Source organism: Marinomonas sp. 63XJN7_7_ISO-PGPR-S23-202, assembly GCF_056173505.1.
In genome coordinates, this window is record NZ_CM149677.1 from 2622562 (window position 1) to 2639757 (window position 17196).

18 protein-coding genes are annotated in these 17196 nt (G+C 44.2%); 3 read left to right on the forward strand and 15 right to left on the reverse strand.

Annotated elements, in window-relative coordinates; all coding sequences use genetic code 11:
• The 9 genes from tolB to AC0VYG_RS12155 form a co-directional block, all read right to left on the reverse strand.
• Complete coding sequence (tolB, locus tag AC0VYG_RS12115) at window positions 1–1302, reverse strand: Tol-Pal system beta propeller repeat protein TolB (RefSeq protein ID WP_475428259.1); 1302 nt, start codon at window positions 1300–1302, stop codon at window positions 1–3.
• A complete protein-coding gene (locus tag AC0VYG_RS12120; RefSeq protein ID WP_475428260.1) occupies window positions 1302–2267 on the reverse strand; it encodes a cell envelope integrity TolA family protein in 966 nt (321 codons plus the stop codon). Before AC0VYG_RS12120 ends, tolB begins: the two co-directional genes overlap by 1 nt.
• Window positions 2267–2701: a protein TolR gene (gene tolR, locus AC0VYG_RS12125; RefSeq protein ID WP_475428261.1), complete on the reverse strand. Its 435-nt coding sequence runs from the start codon at window positions 2699–2701 to the stop codon at window positions 2267–2269. Before tolR ends, AC0VYG_RS12120 begins: the two co-directional genes overlap by 1 nt.
• Complete coding sequence (gene tolQ, locus AC0VYG_RS12130; RefSeq protein WP_067017729.1) at window positions 2701–3381, reverse strand: protein TolQ; 681 nt, start codon at window positions 3379–3381, stop codon at window positions 2701–2703. Before tolQ ends, tolR begins: the two co-directional genes overlap by 1 nt.
• A gap of 9 nt (window positions 3382–3390) precedes the next feature.
• The gene (gene ruvB / locus AC0VYG_RS12135) at window positions 3391–4404 is read right to left on the reverse strand and encodes a Holliday junction branch migration DNA helicase RuvB (protein WP_475428262.1); all 1014 of its coding nucleotides are present in this window, start codon (window positions 4402–4404) and stop codon (window positions 3391–3393) included.
• 5 nt (window positions 4405–4409) lie between these two features.
• Window positions 4410–5009: a Holliday junction branch migration protein RuvA gene (gene ruvA, locus AC0VYG_RS12140; protein ID WP_475428263.1), complete on the reverse strand. Its 600-nt coding sequence runs from the start codon at window positions 5007–5009 to the stop codon at window positions 4410–4412.
• Complete coding sequence (gene ruvC / locus AC0VYG_RS12145) at window positions 5006–5563, reverse strand: crossover junction endodeoxyribonuclease RuvC (protein WP_475428264.1); 558 nt, start codon at window positions 5561–5563, stop codon at window positions 5006–5008. The genes ruvA and ruvC overlap by 4 nt, the downstream gene beginning before the upstream one ends.
• 359 nt (window positions 5564–5922) lie before the next feature.
• The gene (gene aspS / locus AC0VYG_RS12150; RefSeq protein WP_475428265.1) at window positions 5923–7695 is read right to left on the reverse strand and encodes an aspartate--tRNA ligase; all 1773 of its coding nucleotides are present in this window, start codon (window positions 7693–7695) and stop codon (window positions 5923–5925) included.
• A 240-nt stretch (window positions 7696–7935) separates the two neighbouring features.
• Window positions 7936–8427, reverse strand: coding sequence for a GreA/GreB family elongation factor (locus AC0VYG_RS12155; RefSeq protein ID WP_475428266.1), 492 nt, complete (start codon window positions 8425–8427; stop codon window positions 7936–7938).
• 251 nt (window positions 8428–8678) lie between these two features.
• Here AC0VYG_RS12155 and AC0VYG_RS12160 point away from each other — a divergent pair, with 251 nt between their 5' ends.
• Both AC0VYG_RS12160 and AC0VYG_RS12165 read left to right on the forward strand, forming a co-directional pair.
• The gene (locus AC0VYG_RS12160; RefSeq protein ID WP_475428267.1) at window positions 8679–9107 is read left to right on the forward strand and encodes a MarR family winged helix-turn-helix transcriptional regulator; all 429 of its coding nucleotides are present in this window, start codon (window positions 8679–8681) and stop codon (window positions 9105–9107) included.
• Between the two features lie 10 nt (window positions 9108–9117).
• The gene (locus AC0VYG_RS12165; protein WP_475428268.1) at window positions 9118–9858 is read left to right on the forward strand and encodes a siderophore-interacting protein; all 741 of its coding nucleotides are present in this window, start codon (window positions 9118–9120) and stop codon (window positions 9856–9858) included.
• Between the two features lie 127 nt (window positions 9859–9985).
• Here AC0VYG_RS12165 and cysN read toward each other — a convergent pair whose 3' ends face one another.
• The 4 genes from cysN to AC0VYG_RS12185 form a co-directional block, all read right to left on the reverse strand.
• Window positions 9986–11599, reverse strand: a complete 1614-nt coding sequence (gene cysN, locus AC0VYG_RS12170) for a sulfate adenylyltransferase subunit CysN (RefSeq protein ID WP_475428269.1) — start codon at window positions 11597–11599, stop codon at window positions 9986–9988.
• 18 nt (window positions 11600–11617) lie between these two features.
• Window positions 11618–12526: a sulfate adenylyltransferase subunit CysD gene (gene cysD, locus AC0VYG_RS12175; RefSeq protein ID WP_475428270.1), complete on the reverse strand. Its 909-nt coding sequence runs from the start codon at window positions 12524–12526 to the stop codon at window positions 11618–11620.
• A gap of 182 nt (window positions 12527–12708) precedes the next feature.
• On the reverse strand, window positions 12709–14073 hold the full coding sequence (trhP, locus tag AC0VYG_RS12180; RefSeq protein ID WP_475428271.1) for a prephenate-dependent tRNA uridine(34) hydroxylase TrhP: 1365 nt from the start codon (window positions 14071–14073) through the stop codon (window positions 12709–12711).
• Between the two features lie 131 nt (window positions 14074–14204).
• A complete protein-coding gene (locus tag AC0VYG_RS12185; RefSeq protein WP_475428272.1) occupies window positions 14205–15149 on the reverse strand; it encodes a hypothetical protein in 945 nt (314 codons plus the stop codon).
• 156 nt (window positions 15150–15305) lie between these two features.
• On the opposite strand from AC0VYG_RS12185, the gene AC0VYG_RS12190 reads away from it, so the two are divergent.
• Window positions 15306–15890, forward strand: a complete 585-nt coding sequence (locus AC0VYG_RS12190) for a superoxide dismutase (protein WP_199475798.1) — start codon at window positions 15306–15308, stop codon at window positions 15888–15890.
• A 177-nt stretch (window positions 15891–16067) separates the two neighbouring features.
• Here the strand turns inward: AC0VYG_RS12190 and AC0VYG_RS12195 are convergent, their stop codons facing one another.
• Both AC0VYG_RS12195 and AC0VYG_RS12200 read right to left on the reverse strand, forming a co-directional pair.
• On the reverse strand, window positions 16068–16517 hold the full coding sequence (locus tag AC0VYG_RS12195) for a tellurite resistance TerB family protein (RefSeq protein WP_475428273.1): 450 nt from the start codon (window positions 16515–16517) through the stop codon (window positions 16068–16070).
• Complete coding sequence (locus tag AC0VYG_RS12200; RefSeq protein WP_475428274.1) at window positions 16502–17038, reverse strand: DUF6942 family protein; 537 nt, start codon at window positions 17036–17038, stop codon at window positions 16502–16504. The genes AC0VYG_RS12195 and AC0VYG_RS12200 overlap by 16 nt, the downstream gene beginning before the upstream one ends.
• Window positions 17039–17196: the final 158 nt, after the last annotated feature.

Sequence of the window (17196 nt, forward strand, 5' to 3'; positions counted from 1 at the left end):
TTAATTGAAGTACGGAGACCATGCGGGCTCACGTACCTCACCATCAGTTGAGGGCAGTTTGTATTTAACAAGCCCATCAACAGATACGACTGCCAGTATTTCCTTACCATTTTCGGTAGTTGCATACATTACCATAGTACCATTAGGTGATATGGTTGGCGATTCATCTAAGTCAGTATGTGTTAATATTTTCACGCGTCCTGTCTTAAGATCTTGCACAGCAATATGAAAATCCCCTCCGACCTTCTCAATACAAACAAGGTAACGGCCGTCTGGCGTTAAACGCGCTCGGTAATTACTGTCTCCTTCAAAAGTAATACGCTCGACTTTCTTAGTCTTAATATTTAGGCGATAAATCTGCGGACTGCCACCTCGATCCGACGTAAAATAAATTGTCTTGCCTTTCGGCCCCCACGCAGGCTCGGTATCAATAGCATAATTATGGGTCATACGTTCTAATTTTTGCGTTGCTAAATCTAACGTATAGATTTCTGCATTACCATCTTTCGATAGCACTAAAGCCAGCTTTTTACCGTTTGGAGAAAAAGCGGGGGAGCCATTCAATCCTTTAAAGCTCATTATCTGCTTTCTTTTCCCCGTCGCTAACTCTTGAATAAAAATTCTTGGACGCATGTTCTTAAACATAACATATGCAATATCTCGTCCATTTCGACTCCAAGCGGGCGAAAGAATTGGCTCGTCGGATTCAACAATCACTTGAGGGCGATAGCCATCAGCATCCGCTACTTGCAATTTATAGATAGGATGTTTGCTGCGTTCATGCTGTTCCGTCACGTAGAGAATACGCGTACTAAAATCCCCACGAATCCCCGTTAATTTTTTAAAGACCGCGTCACTAATATAGTGCGCCGCATCGCGCAGATGATTTTTTGTCACATCAATGGTGGTAAAGTTATCTGCAGGCTTTTGAGTCAACACATTAAGCAGCTGAAAGCCGACACGATAGCGACCATCACTAATTTTTTTAATAGAGCCGATTAGAACATAATCCGCTTTTAATAAACGCCAATCACGGTAGTAGACATCTGACAACTTACTAGGCTGACTCAACATACTAGAGCGAGGAATCGCCTTGAACAAGCCACTTCGCACCAAGTCATCCTGAACGATTTGCGCCACGTCCTGCGGTAACGGAGTTGTCCCATTATAACCAAACGGCACAATGGCGATTGGCAAGAGTTTATCCGCTCCACTTGTCACTTCTATGACAAGCTGCGCCCTAGCAACGCCCGTAAAGAACAGGCATGTAAATAATACTAAGCACCATTTTCTTAACATCATTAGTTTCTTAAGTCCTGTGGATTAAAAATGATTACAACGTTACGAAAGTTTCTCTCAAATACATATGGATCCACTTTCGATAACTCTCGAATAACACCCATGTTTCTAGCCGCATTTACGGCGCGCTGATCAAACAAGGCATCCCCACTACTTTCAACGACTTGTACATTTTGCACCTCACCCGTCGGTAAGAAAGAAATTTGAAGTTTTGTCTTCATATTATTACGCGCGTTGGGTGGTCTTATCCAAGCTTGCGCAATACGATTATTAATTAGGCCACTTATAGACTGAACTAATTTAGCCTCTTGAGCCGCTTTCTTTTCCGCCTCAGCTTTCGCTTTGGCTTGTCTTGCCGCCTCTTTGGCTAAACGTTCTTGCTCTGCTTTTCGAGCAATCTCTTGTTTTTGCCTCTCAAGCTCTTTCTGACGTTTCGCCTCTGCTTCGGCCTGTGCTTTTTTCTTCGCTTCTTCTAGGCGTTTTTTCTCTTCTGCGGCCTTTTGAGCCGCTTTTTCTTTCGCCCTTTGATCCGCTAACTGTTTCTGCCTAGCAATTTCTTGCTCTTTTTTCTTCTTAGCAGCGGCCGCCTCTTCTTTGGCTTTTGCTGCCGCCTCGGCTTTACGGATGGCCATCTCTTGTGCTTGTTTGGCCTGAGCTAATTGCTTTTTCTGAGCCTCATACGCTTTACGCTCTGCCAGTTCTTTCGCTTTTTTCTTAGCGGCCAACTCTTTCTGTTTGGCGATTTCAGCCTGCTGCTGGGCTTCTTTTTTCTCTTTGGCTTCACGCTTACCAATAATGGTTTTGGATATATCAACCACAGTGGCATGCACAATGGGCGGACGCTTTGGGGTCGGCAACGAGTCATCACTAAAGTTAATCGTCACCACGCCTATTAAAAGAATAGCCAGATGCAAACCAACCGCCAAGATGATTGGTACACCGTATCCGTCTTTCTTAAAAAAACTCATCAAGTATTATCCGGATCCGTTATAAGACCAACATTCGGCACACCTGCTCCCTGTAGAGCAACCATTAAACCAATAACCGCACCATAGGAAACATTTTTGTCCCCTCGAACCATCACAGGTGTACCTGGGTTTTGACTGAGTACTTTTCGGACGCGCGTCTTAAGCGCATCAAGCGTTATGGATTGCTGCTTGCCACCCACATCCAAATAGAACTGCCCTTTGCTGTCCACAGAGGCAATCAAAACTTCTTTTGAATCCTCTTGAATGGCTGCGGCACTTGCCTTAGGCAATTCAACATCGACGCCTTGGGTAATCATAGGTGCCGTAATCATAAAAATGACCAGTAACACCAACATAACATCGATATATGGAACAACGTTTATCTCCGCCATTGGACGACGGCGCTTTTGTCTTCTTCTGTTGGAGCGAGCCACTATGCTACGCCTCCCTCTCTCACATGAAGTTTACGATGCAAGATACTGCTAAATTCATCAGAAAAATTATCGTAACCTGCGGCTAGAGACTCAGAGGCCGCTGAAAAGCGGTTATAGGCAATAACGGCTGGAATCGCTGCGAATAGACCAATGGCGGTCGCAATCAACGCTTCAGCAATACCCGGCGCGACCGTAGCAAGGGTCGCCTGTTGAACGTCTGCCAATCCAATAAATGAGTGCATAATCCCCCAAACGGTACCAAACAAGCCTACATAAGGACTGGTTGAACCAACCGTTGCCAAAAACCCTAAATGTTTATCCAATTTTTCTTCTTCACGGTACAACGCCACACGCATCGAACGCTGTACTCCCTCCATCACCGCATCAGGGTCAACATGTTGACTTTGACGAAGACGAGTAAATTCTTTGATACCCGCAATAAAGATATTTTCAACCCCTTCGACTCGTCTACCCTCTTGATTGAGCTTTTTATATAACTTGCTTAAATCAATGCCGGACCAAAATTGATCTTCAAATGCATTGCGAACTTTTTTGGCTTGCTTTAATACAAAGACGCGCTGAAAAATAACCACCCATGATAAGATAGATGCAACCAGCAAGAGCAACATAACGATTTGCACGACTAAACTGGCACTGGCGACTAACCCCAAAATTGACATTCTTAACCTCTATTTAAAGTCCGACGGTAATTGATAATTAAAATGTTCGTAAGCGCGCCTAGTAACTTGGCGCCCACGTGGTGTTCGTATGACAAAACCTTGCTGTATTAAAAAAGGCTCAATGACATCTTCAATCGTGTCTTTATCTTCACCTAGCGCTGCCGACACACTGTCCAAGCCGACCGGACGTCCATCGAACTTTTCAATCATAGTCAACAGCATACGTCTATCCAAGTGGTCAAATCCCTGACTATCCACACTAAGCATATCCAACGCCCGCTGAGCTATTTCTTGTGTCACGACACTCGCACCACTGACCTGTGCTACGTCACGAACTCGGCGCAGCAAACGGTTGGCAATACGCGGGGTGCCACGAGAACGCCTTGCTACCTCGAAGCTCCCTGTCTGATCCAAATTCATATTCATTTTACTGGCCGAGCGAGCTACGATTGTCGTCAATGACTCCACATCATAGAACTCAAGGCGCTGCACAATACCAAAACGATCTCGCAATGGTGATGTTAATAATCCCGCCCGTGTAGTAGCTCCGACAAGCGTAAACGGTGGAAGTTCGATTTTTATTGATCGGGCGGCTGGCCCTTCACCAATCATGATGTCTAATTGGTAGTCTTCCATCGCTGGGTACAATACTTCTTCAATGGCGGGACTGAGCCGATGAATTTCATCAATAAACAGCACATCCCCTTCGTTCAAATTCGTCAGTAATGCGGCTAAATCTCCCGCCCGCTCTAATACTGGGCCTGAAGTGGTACGAATTTCCGCCCCCATTTCATTGGCAATGATATTAGCCAAAGTCGTTTTCCCAAGACCAGGTGGCCCAAAAATCAACGAATGATCAAGGGGTTCTTGGCGTTGGCGAGCCGCTTGAATAAAAATCTCCATTTGCTCACGCACCACAGGCTGTCCGATATAATCGGACAAGGATTGTGGGCGAATGGCTCGATCAATCTGTCGATCGTTGCCTTTCAGTTCAGCTGAAATAATACGATCTGTTTCTATCATTTATATTACCTTAACATGGCTTTAAGGGCCGCTTTGATAACGTCTTCACTGCTGGCTCCATCTACCGGGATGTTGGCTATGGCCTTCGCCGCCTCTTGCGGCTTATAACCAAGCGCAATCAACGCCGCTTCTGCCTCTTGTCTTGGATCCGCTTGTACTTGTTTAAGGACAGCAGGCGCTGAAAACAAGTCCGCCTTCGCGGCTTGGCCTAATTTATCCCTTAACTCAATAATCAAGCGCTCGGCCGTTTTTTTACCCACCCCTGGAATGCGAGTCAGCGCGGTAACATCCGATTCTTGTACGTTTGCAATCAACTCTTCGGATGACATGCTAGATAATACGGCCAACGCCATTTTTGGCCCAATGCCATTGACTTTTATTAATACACGAAACAGTGCCCGTTCCGCTTTATCAATAAATCCATACAAGGTCTGTGAGTCTTCTTTTACTTGAAAATGCGTAAACAAGACAACCTTCTCACCAATCGGAGGTAAATCATAAATGGTTGTCATTGAAGCACTTATTTCATACCCCACGCCATTCACATCAACCAATAGCTCTGGTGGTGTTTTTTCAATCAATGTCCCAACAATACGCCCGATCACACAGATTTCCTTATATCCAATTCAGACCATCTTTTCGATGCACGCCCTGCTCGCTTACCTACCCCAAATTCCATGCCACCCGACGTACGAGTATTGGCATGACACAAAGCGATAGCCAATGCATCTGCCGCATCGGCTTGGGGTGGAGAAGGCAGAGACAAAAGCAACTGCACCATCGCCTGCACTTGGCTTTTTTCGGCGTTACCATTTCCCACAACAGACTGCTTCACTCGTCGTGCGGCGTATTCATGTACAAATAGCTCCTGCAAAGAAGCCGCGACAATGGCTGCCCCTCTTGCTTGTCCTAGCTTTAGTGCCGAGTTGGCATTTTTTGCCAAGAACACTTCTTCAATCGCAAACTCGCTTGGCTTGTACTCTTCCAATAAGGAGCAAACGCTGTTGAAGATATTTTTTAACCTAACGGATAAATCATCATCTGGTAAACGAATACAGCCGCTCGTCACGTAGACGGATTTCCCATTGCTAACATCAATGATGCCAAAGCCAGTGATACGTGAACCTGGGTCAATTGCTAATATTCTTGTGTCTTTCAAAGCCAGACCTATATCAATTTCTCATTACTGTATATTCCAACAGCCCTTTACAAAGTATGCAATCTATAAATTCAAAAAAACGTCTTTACACTGTTAGTTTTACGGATATTTTTCAATCTCTTAGCACTAGAGAATATGAGATTAACAAGCTTTTATCCACATGCTAAGACAAGCGGACTTGCTCACGCCTTCCCTAGCCCAATACTTTATCGCCAAACGTTAATTCGGTAAGAGTACACGAATATTTGATCTCTAAACATACAAGAACAAAAAAAACCTCTGGTTACCAAGGCCACCAGAGGTTTTTTTAGAAAAATCAAACATATTCAGTCTAGAGCTTTTATGTTCAACAAGAAAAATTAACCTTCTACGACAGGCTTCCTGACGCGAATGTTGAGTTCTTTCAGTTGTTTCTCGCTCACTTCACCAGGTGCTTGAGTCAATAAGCAAGTGGCGCTTTGCGTTTTAGGGAACGCAATGACGTCACGAATCGAACTGGAGCCCGTCATCAACATCACCAGACGATCCAAGCCAAACGCCAAGCCGCCATGTGGTGGCGCACCAAATTTCAATGCATCCAACAAGAAACCAAATTTCTCTTCTTGCTCTTCTTCGGTGATTTTTAATAACTCAAACACGGTTTCTTGCATAGAAGACTGATGGATACGGATAGATCCACCCCCCAACTCAGTTCCGTTCAAGACCATATCGTATGCTTGTGACAACGCCGTCAGTGGGCTTGCCTTAAGCTCTTCAGGAGAACAAGAAGGAGCGGTAAATGGATGGTGAATTGCAGTGATGCCACCATCAGAGGTTTCTTCAAACATGGGGAAATCAACTACCCACAAAGGCGCCCATTCACAAGTATAAAGATCCATATCTTCACCTAACTTGCAACGCAATGCCCCCAGTGCTTCATTGACAACGTTCTCAGAGTCCGCGCCAAAGAAAATCAAATCCCCATCTTGCGCCTCAAGACGTTCAAGCAATGCCGCTCGCACTTCGGTTGGCAAGAACTTAACGATTGGCGATTGCAGACCTTCTTCTAGGTTCGATTTGTCGTTCACCTTAATGTAAGCCAGACCTTTTGCGCCATAAATACCAACAAACTTAGTGTAGTCATCAATTTGCTTACGGGTCAGTGCATTACCACCTGGAACTTTCAGGGCTGCAACACGGCCTTTAGGATCCTTAGCTGGACCAGAGAAGACTTTAAAGTCCACATCAGTCATCAAATCCGAAACGGAAACCATCGTTAACGGAATACGCAAATCAGGCTTATCGCTACCGTATGTTTCCATTGCTTCAGAGTACGGCATGCGAGGGAAAGTACCCAAATCCACATTCAATAACTCTTTAAACAATTTCACGATCATATCTTCCGTCATCGCCATGATTTGCTCTTCGCTCATGAAAGACGTTTCGATGTCTACTTGAGTGAATTCTGGCTGACGGTCTGCACGTAGATCTTCATCACGGAAACACTTGGCAATTTGGTAGTAACGATCAAAACCAGACACCATCAACAATTGTTTGAATAGCTGTGGCGATTGAGGCAGTGCAAAGAAGCTGCCTTGCTGAGTTCGACTTGGCACCAAATAATCACGAGCCCCTTCTGGTGTGGCACGCGTTAGAATAGGAGTTTCGATATCTAAGAAGCCATTGTCATCCAAGTAACGACGTAATACAGACGTGACTTTTGAACGAAAGCGCATTTTCTGTTGAATTTCTGGGCGACGCAAATCGATAAAGCGATTTTTCAAGCGAACGTCTTCACCAACAGATTGATGTTCATCAAGCTGGAATGGCGGTGTTTTTGCGGCATTAAGAATCTCAAGTTCTGTGCCCAGAACCTCAATCTCACCCGTATTCATATTCGGGTTCACCGTCCCTTCTGGGCGAGCGCGAACCAAACCTTTTAGCTTCACAACAAATTCGTTACGAACGCTATCGGCAATGGCAAAGCTGTCGGCACGATCTGGGTCAAAAACAACTTGCGTGATGCCTTCGCGATCACGTACGTCCAAGAAAATAACACCGCCGTGGTCACGGCGACGATGAACCCAACCACATAAAGTGATTTCTTGTGAAATGTTAGAAGCATTTAACTCGCCGCAATAATGGCTGCGCATAATTTTTTTCCTATTACTGTCTCAGTGAGAGAGTGATGTGTTCTTACAATGTCTTTTTTGTTTCGCGGGTAAGTGATATTTCGATGGCACGACCAGTGTTTATGTCATCGTCGTTACCATTTTGCGTCTACCGAACAAAAAAAAAGAATCTTTTAAGGCGAAGCATTATATGCGAACCGCGCCGGACTCTCTAGAGCCAGAACCAAATTTGTCAACGACAAAGCCTCCGGATAAGCGCCATCAACACACTCTGGTTATTTCATAAACAATTTCTAGACCATTTTGGCGCAAACAGACCTCATCACCCACTTCTTTTCCTATTAGTGCCTTTCCAACTGGGCTAGAAGGTGTTACCAAAAAAACGCTTTGATGATGCTGCTCTACAGTGAGTCCGCCAGCACAAGGAGAGATAAAAAACCATTTAGTGTACGGCACATGTTTATCGACTTCATTGAGTTCTACCAGTGCCCACAGAGCTACCACATCATCGTCTTCAAACAGTACAGCGCCCTTCTTTTCAAACGTTCGCCAATCATTCTCGCAGTCGAGCACGCGCTGAGATTGCCCATGAGCAAGATAGGACGCTTCCAGTCCAAAGGTATCGTATTTATTTTCGGCCACACTTTCTTCATTGGTGGCGGCATCATGAGCTTGATTGGCAGCCCACAGCGCCGTGTCAAAACGCTTTCTTAACGCGCTTGTGATCGCTTCATATACTGTCTGTTTCTTCATACCATTGATATACCTCGAATTGCCTGCAGGCATTGTAGTCATTCGTCATTAGAAAAAAAGACATCATGGAAACTTCGTCACTTATTCCCCTTAAAAACAAACCTGATACAGAGTCTAAAAACGCCAAAAAATAAGGAAGTAACGCCTGTCATCAGAGAAACGCATTTTATTAACGATTCTAAGTTGACTTAATCAACTTAGAATCGTATTTTGAGAATTATTCTCAAATAAAATAAAGAGCACAGATTACCATGCAAGATTCCATAGGCGAATCGCTACACAAATTAATTCACAGCTATAAAAGCACTCTTAGGGAGACGGCGATTCAATCAGGTATCAAATTGCCAGTCGGCCACATCTGCCTACTTAAAAGCCTAAAAAAAGAAGGGTGCATTGCTAAGGCTGTTGCGACTCGACTGTGCTTGGATAAATCTCAAGTGACGAGAGTAATTAACGATCTTGTTGAGCGCGGCTATCTCACCAAGGAGCGTCACCCAACGAATCATCGCAGCAGCCTACTCCTCCTGACTCATTCAGGAAAAACTCTACTGGATGACATTCAGACCTTTGAAAAGACCATTTCACAAGAAATGGCCATAGGGCTAACCGATCAACAAGTCGACCAATTCATCCAGATCGCCGACAAAATGCGGCACAATCTCGAACAATCCAATGACTAAGGAATCAACAATGAGCAGACCACAACCAAGAGAACTCAGAGTGGCCCGAAAAACACTGATCACACCTAATATGTTACGAATCACACTAGGTGGAGAGAACATTAGCACCATTCCCGCAGACCAAGAAAGTAGCCACGTTAAACTGATATTTCCTCAAGGAGAAATGAAACCGCTTGTCCGAACCTATACGATTCGTCAGCAGCGCCCAACAGAAATAGACATTGACTTTGTGCTACACGAAGACGCTGGCCCGGCTTCAACTTGGGCAAAAAACGTACAAAACAATGAGACCATTATGGTCGGTGGTCCAGGCCCTAAAAAGATGATCACTCATACAACCGATTGGCAATTATTGGTCGGTGATATGACTGCCCTACCTGCCATTAGTGTCAATCTTGCTAAATTACCTGATGACGCAAAGGGCTATGCGGTGATCGAAGTGGTAAGTGAGGAAGACATTCAAACGCTTAGTCACCCTACGGGGGTTGAATTGAAGTGGGTTGTAAACCCCCATCCAGGTCAACATGCAACCAGTCTGCTGGACGCGGTTAAATCATTAGTTTGGCTAGAAGGCACCCCCTCAGTGTGGGCGGCCTGTGAGTTTAGCAGCATGAAAGCGCTGCGTGCTTTCTTTAAAAATGACAAAGCCGTTAGCAAAGAAAATCTCTATATTTCAAGTTACTGGAAACAAGGAAGCAATGAAGATCAGCACAAAATCGCAAAACGAAACGATGCAGCAATAGCACTATAAGACGCGCCCTCTTTGAGAGTCTAAATATCGACAATCATCGGATCAAAAAAATGCCAACTCAATTTGATGAGCTGGCATTTTTGTTATTAATACGCACTAGGCTTCAAGTCATTTAAAGCCAAGGCCCTTATAAACGAGTGCTTTCAATGATCAAATCTACCACATCATCAACACGAGTTTCTTTGATCTCCGACTCTGCAATATCAGCATTACCAACAAGGAAAACCACACCGGTTTGGCGAACCAATTGAGCCTCTTGTTCAGAGGCATCGGCTTTCACTAAGGCGACCACCCCTTTGCGCAATAATTGGCGCTCTAATGACACGCTGTTGGCCAGTACATCAGCAGACAAAGCGATGATAGCGGGCTTTTGCCCAAGGCGAGCGGCACGGTCTTCTGCGCTAACGTCTGACTCTTCATCCAACTCGGCAACAACTTCTTCGACCATACCAGCGCCCACCGTGACATTAGTCAAACGGTCAATAACCACTAAGGCACCTGTGAAACGGCTATCTGTATATTGGTCAAAAGCAACGGGGGCATCAAACTGAATGACTGCATCACCAATTTCATTCAAACCTAACACGTCAATGTCGCTTTCTTCTAGGGTATTAACGTCCACGCGATGGTTAAAATGATGGACTTTACCAGGCACCGTTTGTGTGCCCAATTTGAAGTCATACAATTTACCCGAGACCAATGGATGATCTGACATCCAAACCACTGAGGCTCGAAGTGTTGAACCAATTAAGGGTTCCTGACCAACATGGGACAACATATCGCCACGACTGATATCAATCTCATCTTCCAAGGTAATAGTGACCGCTTGACCGGCTTTAGCAATGTCCAAATTACCATCATAAGTCACAATCTCAGCGACTTTGGATTTTTTACCGGAAGGCAAAGCCACCACATCATCGCCAGGCTTCACTGCGCCCGCAGCGATAGTGCCTGAGAAACCACGGAAATCCAGATTAGGACGGTTCACATATTGCACAGGGAAACGGAAAGCGTCGCGTTTCACATCGCGGTTGATCTGTACATTTTCCAGTATGCCCATCAATGGCTGCCCAGCATACCAAGGTGTACTGTTTGAGGCATTCACCACATTATCGCCACGTAAAGCAGAGATAGGAACAAATTTAATGTCTTCTGGGCAGCGATTACCAAGCTGCTCAGTAAAATCCAAGTAATCCGCTTGAATCTCTGTGTATTTGGCTTCTGAAAAATCAACCAAATCCATTTTATTAATCGCCACAACCACATGCTTAATGCCTAACAGTGCGGCAATATAAGTATGTCGACGTGTTTGTGTCTGTACGCCGTAGCGAGCATCAATCAGGATTATCGCCAAATCACAGGTGGAGGCACCAGTGGCCATATTGCGCGTATATTGCTCATGCCCTGGGGTATCCGCAATAATAAACTTACGCTTCTCGGTGGAGAAATAGCGGTAAGCCACATCAATGGTAATACCTTGTTCGCGCTCTGCTTGTAGACCATCGACTAGCAGCGCCAAATCCACTTCTTCGCCCTGGGTACCAGACTTTTTGCTGTCACGCTTAACTGCGTCTAAATGATCTTCATAGATCAATTTAGAATCATGCAGTAAACGACCAATCAGGGTACTTTTGCCATCATCTACGTTACCGCAGGTCAGCAGGCGAAGCAGGTCTTTTTCTTCGTGTTGTTTCAAATAACCAAGGATGTCTTGGCTGATCAATTCGGACTGGTGAGACATTCTTTCTTTACTCCAAACTTAGAAATAACCTTGTTTCTTCTTCTCTTCCATCGACCCTGAAGAATCGTGGTCGATGACTCTGCCTTGTCGTTCTGAACTCTTGGTTAACAGCATTTCCTGAATAATATCCGGCAAGGACGCCGCATCAGATTCCACCGCGCCAGTCAGTGGATAACAACCAAGTGTACGGAAACGCACCGATTTCATATCAGGCACTTCACCTTCTTTAAGCGGCATGCGCTCATCATCCACCATGATCAAGGTGCCATCACACTCAACCACAGGACGTTGTGCAGAATAATACAAAGGAACAATAGGAATGCTTTCTAAATAGATGTATTGCCAAATATCCAGCTCCGTCCAGTTGGACAAAGGAAAAACGCGAATACTTTCGCCTTTATTCACTTTACCATTGTAGATATTCCACAATTCTGGGCGTTGGTTTTTCGGGTCCCACCGATGCTGCTTATCGCGGAAAGAATACACTCGTTCCTTGGCGCGAGACTTTTCTTCATCGCGGCGTGCACCACCAAAAGCCGCATCAAATCCGTACTTGTCTAATGCCTGTTTAAGTCCTTGAGTCTTCATGACATCGGTATGTTTGGCACTACCATGAGTAAACGGATTGATCCCCTGCTCAAGGCCTTCTTTGTTTTGGTGAACGATCAGTTCCAGCCCTAGATTAGCAACCAGCTCATCACGGAATTTAATCATTTCCTTGAACTTCCACCCAGTATCAACGTGCATCAATGGAAATGGTGGTTTACCTGGGTAAAAGGCCTTCATGGCAAGATGCAGCATCACCGCTGAATCCTTACCTATGGAGTAAAGCATTACCGGATTATCAAATTCAGCCGCTACTTCACGAATAATATGAATACTCTCAGCTTCGAGCTGCTTAAGGTGTGTCAATCTTGCTTCAGTCATAATTTCCCATCTCAGATTGTAGGACTCTAGCATTTTTTCCACTATAACATGCATAGAGGTTATAAAAACCATTCCAACTAGATCATGATGATATATAGATATTAAAAAAGGCTCATAAGGTGAGCCTTTATAGAAAGAGACAAGATAGAGAATGAAATCAGTGGCTAGGGCACCAAATCAGGCTAAGCATTAGGGAGGTTGCGCATAATCATTCCGAACTCTAAGCCATCAGGACAGCTATCCATAGGAATACGTACTTTATGCCCAGAGCCTGGCGCGACGACCATTGACTCTCCATGGAGGGTTTCCATCGCTTGCAATTGAACAAACTGGCTACCAGCGGGCGTCATTAATTCCAATGTATCACCTACTTTAAAACGATTTTTTACTTCTACCGTCAACCAGCCATTTTGCCAATCCAACATTTCGCCGACAAACTGCTGCTGGGTGGAGATAGAATTGCCATGTTGATAGTTCTGATACTGGTCATGTACATGGCGGCGATAAAAGCCTTCGGTATAGCCCCGGTGAGCAAGGCCGTCTAGCTTATTCATTAAGCCCATATCAAAAGCACGTCCGTACGTCGCATCATCGATAGCTTGGCGATATAATTGGGCCGTACGAGCCGCATAAAAATGCGATTTGGTTCGCCCTTCGATTTTTAATGAGTGCACGCCCATTTCAATCAATTTTTCGACATGCTGAATGGCTCTCAGATCACGGCTGTTCATAATGTAAGTCCCATGCTCATCTTCGAACGCCGGCATAAACTCCCCTTCTCGACCTTGCTCACGAAGCAATACCACCTCGTCAAACGGCTTCCCTATCCCCAAGGTGGTTTGCTCTTTTGGATCAAGCGATTTAGGGTCAAACAACTGAGGCGAGGTTAAATGGCTGCCATCAGCAGGAACAATATCGCCCGTTATCTCCTCTTTCGCCGCTTTCACATCATATTGCCAACGGCATGAGTTGGTACATGTACCTTGGTTGGGATCTCGACGATTAAAATAACCGGATAATAAACAGCGTCCTGAATAGGCAATACACAAAGAACCATGGACAAAGGTTTCAATTTCCATGTCTGGCACCATGGTGCGAATCTCTCCGATCTCCTCTAAAGAAAGCTCTCGGGATAAAATGACACGAGTTAAACCGTAGTTGTGCCAGAATTTTACCGTTGCCCAGTTCACCGCATTTGCCTGAACCGAAAGATGAATATCCATATCCGGCCATTTTTCTTTAACCAACATCATCATCCCAGGATCTGACATGATTAAAGCATCAGGCTGCATATCGATAACGGGCTCAATGTCCCGTAGATACGTTTTGATCTTGGCATTATGGGGAGCGATATTACTCGCCACATATAACTTTTTGCCTTGTTGGTGGGCTTCTTCAATCCCTACTGCAAGGTTTTTCATATCGAAGTCATTATTACGCACACGCAAGCTATAGCGTGGCTGCCCTGCATAGACTGCATCAGCACCATAGGCAAAGGCGTAACGCATATTTTTAAGAGTACCGGCGGGAGAAAGTAATTCAGTCATGGGTTCAATAAATCAGAATAATAAGAATGGCCGCATTCTAATCGTTTGTAGGGCGATGGCTATTTGCAGAACAAAAAAAGACCGACAAAGTCGGCCTTTCCATGATATAGATCAAATGAGGCTAAAGATGCTCAATTTGACCCTGAGTTCAACTGCTGTTGCAGCATGATTTGATTGATCTGTTTACGAATCCGCAAGATTTCAGCGTTGACCTGCGCTCGGAAAGCATCATTTGAATTGATCGCATCCTGATGCTTGCTAAGCTCCTGCTTCATCGCCGCAAGATCAGACCCGCCAGCGCCACCGAGTTTCGCGACTTTTTTCTGCAAACTAGACAAATCCTGAGACACTTGATCAATATCCAACGCTTGCGCATCGTTACTGTCACTTTGAGCGGCAAGATTTTTTTCAAGCTTAGCCAGTTTGTCACTCACCTGAGTCAAGTTACTTTTTAGATCACTCATATCCGATGGAAGAGGTTTCACCTTATCCGTCAAATCGGCTACGGACTTGATCAACTTTTTATAGTTGTTTTCAAGATCGTTAAACGAGTTGCCTTGCATCGCAACACGTTGGCCCTGACTTGAAACATTGTCTTTCAAGAGTGCGAATTTTTTATTGAGAGCATCAATCGCATCACCATTAGAGGAAATGTTTTTTCGGTTGCGGTCATAGGCAACCGCCCAAAGTTTACGCACTTCACTCTCATTATCCTTAATACGATCTTCCAAGCTTTGGCCTTTCTTATTGGCTGACACATCCGCAGCAAGTAACTGATTGTCCAAATTTTCAATTTTATTCTTCGCACCTGATAATTCATTGCGCAATTGTAAATTCTGCTGCCATAACCAGTAACCTGCTCCGGCAGCGGCTGCCAGAATGAGAAAAAGTAGCAGGTAAATGCCAGCAAGGCTCGGCTTTTTATATACCACAGATTGGTTTCTGGTCGGTCTTGTTGGGGGGGGATTTAAACGGCGTTTAGGCTCCTGCTGCGACCGCTGTTGTGGGCGTCTATCGCTAACTTCGTCCTGGTCTAAAGTCAAACTTGGGATTTCGATGTCATCTTTTCTTGGCATGGCGTTATGGTATCTTCGCTATTAACAAAAATTATGAAACTAATAACCACAAAAACTTAATGATTATTATATTTCAAAGTTCGGTGCTACTATATAAGCACCATTAACTGCTTGATAACAAGCATTTTTCGTTAATACAAAGCAAGGAGAAAAGAAATGGCTTTTGAATTACCCGCTCTTCCTTATGCTAAAGACGCACTTGAGCCTCATATGTCAGTTGAGACTCTTGAGTATCACTACGGCAAGCACCACAACACGTATGTAGTGAAGCTAAATGGTTTGATTCCTGGTACTGAATACGAAAATAAATCTCTAGAAGAAATCATCACATCTGCTCCAGCGGGCGGCGTATTCAATAACGCAGCGCAAATCTGGAACCATACTTTTTTCTGGAACAGCCTAAGCCCTAATGGCGGTGGCGAACCAACTGGCGCGCTAGCTGAAGCGATCAATGCAAAATGGGGTTCTTTCGCGAAGTTCCAAGAAGCATTCAACGACAAAGCGGTTAACAACTTTGGTTCTAGCTGGACTTGGCTGGTTAAAACTGCAGACGGCTCTCTAGACATCGTTAATACTAGTAATGCTGGTAACCCACTTACTGATGGTTTGACGCCAGTACTGACTGTTGACCTGTGGGAACACGCTTACTACATCGACTACCGTAACGTACGTCCTGATTACCTAAAAGGTTTCTGGGCATTGGCTAACTGGGACTTTGCTGCCGCAAACTTCGCAGCGTAATTCTCTTTTAGCCATCTGTAATGCAGTCTAAAAACGCGGCCAAGTGCCGCGTTTTTTCTTATTGATTAATTGGTTAGCCAAACAAAGTAATAAACACACTAAATAGTCATTATTTTTCAAACCCATCTAGACTTAAAAATCTCTAACTTAATAGTTTTTATTAATACGTTGAGCCAATCACTTTTGCATTTTTTGCATTTCTTTTTGAGCAATCAGCTTAGCCTGAATAAATTCTGAGTGAGGCATGAATAATAGGTCACTAATGGAACGAATACGATGATCTTCGTAAGCGTCAGCATCGCCGTCCGCAAAGGCAACCCGCCACAAACCAATCAGTAATTCCATTTTTTGATCTAAAGAGGCATTATCATTTATTACTTTAGTAAACTGATAAAGATCGTTCGCTTCCTTAATACCAGTCTTAGCTTCTTCAAAAAGCATGTCCACATCGTCTCCTAAATCCGTCACGCCTTTTAGGAAATCTTTCATTTGGATGATTTCTTTTTCATTTACTTCATCGTCCGCCATGATGACTTCCATCATGAGCGCTGCTACCGCCTTTTGATATGAGATGCGCTCATGGGGCTCAGTAGGTACCTGAAAAAGACTTTTCAATGCTTGTAACATGGTTTCTCCAGTAAATTATCCAGAACTTGATGACGCAACTCAGTAATCAGACGGTTGGGGAATTGACGGTAATCAAGGTATGGACACCAAATTTGATGACCATAAAAAGCAGCCTGATGCGTTTCTCCCACAACAGTCGCACTCGTATCAATCGCTATGTCTTGACGAAAGCTATTACCAACAATAAACACAACACGCTTTTGCCTGACATCATTAGTCGACGCGTTATATTCCATAAGCTGACGCTTATCCCAAATGATTGCACAACGAGAAAATAAACATTCATCTCGATAATAGCGCCAATCTTCCAACGAAGGTGCTAACAACTTCGCCATAATAGTGAATATTTTACGCCAATGGTTTCCATTCAGTTCAATCAGCAAGGAAACATTCGGATAAGATATAAAGACATCATTATAATCCGATGGTAAAACAGGCTTATTTGGCATGAGAAAAACACATTGAGCGGTTTCCTTTGGAGCGCCTAACCAAAGTAGCGCGTCGTTACTAAAATCAGACATCTCACACCATGTATTGGCTCATTTGATAGATCCATAATAACTAATTAATGTTCAAAGACGATGGAAAAAGAGAATATTCATAAAAAAAACAAATAGCGTCCTAGATTAATCCTTTAATTTCATACGAAACTTAACAGAATAAGCTTATTCTATTATGA